Source organism: Spirilliplanes yamanashiensis (assembly GCF_016863475.1).
Taxonomy (GTDB): domain Bacteria; phylum Actinomycetota; class Actinomycetes; order Mycobacteriales; family Micromonosporaceae; genus Spirilliplanes; species Spirilliplanes yamanashiensis.
In genome coordinates this window covers 1-3,485 of record NZ_BOOY01000050.1, presented here as the reverse complement: position 1 = coordinate 3,485, position 3,485 = coordinate 1, and the positions used below count along the sequence as shown (strand labels likewise).

Annotated in this window: 2 rRNA genes; both read right to left on the bottom strand. The window is 56.8% G+C overall.

Going from position 1 to position 3,485, the window contains the following annotated elements:
* Positions 1-6 precede the first annotated feature (6 nt).
* Positions 7-123: ribosomal RNA gene (rrf, locus tag Sya03_RS30625) — 5S ribosomal RNA — on the bottom strand.
* 94 nt (positions 124-217) lie between these two features.
* A 23S ribosomal RNA gene (locus Sya03_RS30620) occupies positions 218-3,326 on the bottom strand.
* Positions 3,327-3,485: the final 159 nt, after the last annotated feature.

The following is a 3,485-nucleotide window of genomic DNA, read 5'->3' as shown; positions in this document are numbered from 1 at the left end:
AAAGATGTCCGGCGGTGTCCTACTCTCCCACACCCTCCCGAGTGCAGTACCATCGGCGCTGAAGAGCTTAGCTTCCGGGTTCGGAATGGGACCGGGCGTTTCCCCTCCGCTATAACCGCCGTAACCCTATCAACAACATCAAACAACACTCACTACACCAAGCTGTGCGGGGTTGTTTGTGTGCTGTGAATCGTATAGTGGACGCGTGGCAAATGTTGTAGGTAAGTCCTCGGCCTATTAGTACCGGTCACCTCAACCCATTACTAGGCTTACAGCTCCGGCCTATCAACCCAGTCGTCTAGCTGGGGGCCTTACCCCACAAAGGGGTGGGATACCTCATCTTGAAGCGAGCTTCCCGCTTAGATGCTTTCAGCGGTTATCCCTTCCGAACGTAGCCAACCAGCCATGCCCCTGGCGGGACAACTGGCACACCAGAGGTTCGTCCGTCCCGGTCCTCTCGTACTAGGGACAGCCCTTCTCAAGTATCCTACGCGCACGGCGGATAGGGACCGAACTGTCTCACGACGTTCTAAACCCAGCTCGCGTACCGCTTTAATGGGCGAACAGCCCAACCCTTGGGACCTGCTACAGCCCCAGGATGCGACGAGCCGACATCGAGGTGCCAAACCATCCCGTCGATATGGACTCTTGGGGAAGATCAGCCTGTTATCCCCGGGGTACCTTTTATCCGTTGAGCGACACCGCTTCCACTCGCAAGTGCCGGATCACTAGTCCCGACTTTCGTCCCTGCTCGACCTGTCAGTCTCACAGTCAAGCTCCCTTGTGCACTTACACTCAACACCTGATTGCCAACCAGGCTGAGGGAACCTTTGGGCGCCTCCGTTACCCTTTAGGAGGCAACCGCCCCAGTTAAACTACCCACCAGACACTGTCCCTGAACCCGATAAGGGCCCGAAGTTAGATACCCAAAACTGACAGAGTGGTATTTCAAGATTGCCTCCACCCGAACTGGCGTCCGAGCTTCACCGGCTCCCACCTATCCTACACAATCCGATTCGGATACCAATGTCAAGCTATAGTAAAGGTCCCGGGGTCTTTCCGTCCTGCCGCGCGTAACGAGCATCTTTACTCGTACTGCAATTTCGCCGGGCCTGTGGTTGAGACAGTGGGGAAGTCGTTACGCCATTCGTGCAGGTCGGAACTTACCCGACAAGGAATTTCGCTACCTTAGGATGGTTATAGTTACCACCGCCGTTTACTGGCGCTTAAGTTCTCCGCTTCGCCCCGAAGAGCTAACAGGTCCCCTTAACGTTCCAGCACCGGGCAGGCGTCAGTCCATATACATCGTCTTACGACTTGGCATGGACCTGTGTTTTTAGTAAACAGTCGCTTCCCCCTGCTCTCTGCGGCCATACCACGCTCCACCCGCAAGGGGCTTCACGCGTCCGGCCCCCCTTCTCCCTAAGTTACGGGGGCAATTTGCCGAGTTCCTTAACCACAGTTCGCCCGATCGCCTCGGTATTCTCTACCTGACCACCTGTGTCGGTTTGGGGTACGGGCCGCTCGGAACTCGCTAGAGGCTTTTCTCGGCAGCATAGGATCACTGACTTCACCTGAATCGGCTCGGCATCACGTCTCACCCTATATGCACCACGGATTTGCCTATGGTACGGGCTACACGCTTACCCCGGCACAACCACCGGCCGGGATCAGCTACCTTCCTGCGTCACCCCATCGCTTGACTACTACAAGTGAGGGTCCCACGCTCACCACCATTGACCCGAAGGTCGCCGGCAGCTCGGGTGGTTAGCACCACAAGGTTCATCATGGGCGTTCCTTCGCGGGTACGGGAATATCAACCCGTTATCCATCGACTACGCCTCTCGGCCTCGCCTTAGGCCCCGACTCACCCAGGGCGGATTAGCCTGGCCCTGGAACCCTTGGTCATCCGGCGGAAGGGTTTCTCACCCTTCATTCGCTACTCATGCCTGCATTCTCACTCGTGTAACCTCCACGCCTGGATCACTCCGGCGCTTCCCCGGTCACACGACGCTCCCCTACCCATCCACACACCTGCACCCACCAGTCAAGCCGGCAGGCGGAGTTATCATGTGAATGCCACAGCTTCGGCGGTGTACTTGAGCCCCGCTACATTGTCGGCGCGGAACCACTTGACCAGTGAGCTATTACGCACTCTTTAAAGGATGGCTGCTTCTAAGCCAACCTCCTGGTTGTCTAAGCGACCCCACATCCTTTTCCACTTAGCACACGCTTAGGGGCCTTAGCTGGTGATCTGGGCTGTTTCCCTCTCGACTACGAAGCTTATCCCCCGCAGTCTCACTGCCGCGCTCTCACTTACCGGCATTCGGAGTTTGGCTGATGTCAGTAACCTTGTAGGGCCCCTCGACCATCCAGTGCTCTACCTCCGGCAAGAAACACACGACGCTGCACCTAAATGCATTTCGGGGAGAACCAGCTATCACGGAGTTTGATTGGCCTTTCACCCCTAACCACAGGTCATCCCCCAACTTTTCAACGTTGGTGGGTTCGGCCCTCCACACGGTCTTACCCGCGCTTCAGCCTGCCCATGGCTAGATCACCCCGCTTCGGGTCTAGAACATGCGACTCAGACGCCCTCTTCAGACTCGCTTTCGCTACGGCTTCCCCACCCGGGTTAACCTCGCCACATGCCACTAACTCGCAGGCTCATTCTTCAAAAGGCACGCCGTCACCCCGAAAGGCTCCGACGGATTGTAGGCGAACGGTTTCAGGTACTATTTCACTCCCCTCCCGGGGTACTTTTCACCATTCCCTCACGGTACTCGTCCGCTATCGGTCACCAGGAAGTATTTAGCCTTACCAGGTGGTCCTGGCAGATTCACGGCAGATTACAGGGGTCCGCCGCTACTCGGGAACACCACAAGAAGGCCACACATTTTCGTCTACCGGGCTCTCACCGTCTACGGCCAGCTTTCCCACACTGTTCGACTAACATGCGACTTTATAACTCCTTACGTGCGTGTCAGCACACGTGAGTGGGTCCCACAACCCCGGCAACGCAACCCCTGACAGGTATCACACGCCACCGGTTTAGGCTACATCCGCTTTCGCTCGCCACTACTCACGGAATCACAATTGTTTTCTCTTCCTACGGGTACTGAGATGTTTCACTTCCCCGCGTTCCCTCCACACACCCTATGCATTCAGGTGCGGGTGACACCACATAACTGGTGCCAGGTTCCCCCATTCGGACACCCTGGGATCACAGCTTGGTTGACAGCTCCCCCAGGCCTATCGCGGCCTCCCACGTCCTTCATCGGCTCCTGGTGCCAAGGCATCCACCGTTCGCCCTTGACAACTTAACCACAACAAACTGTTCTCGGCATTAAACAGAAAACAAGATGCTCGCGTCCACTATACAATTCTCAACCCACAACCAACCCATCCCCCACCCGCGCACACCAGCCGGCCCACAGACCGCGGTATATACACAGAAGGATGCCTGGCACCGAAACAACAACCCA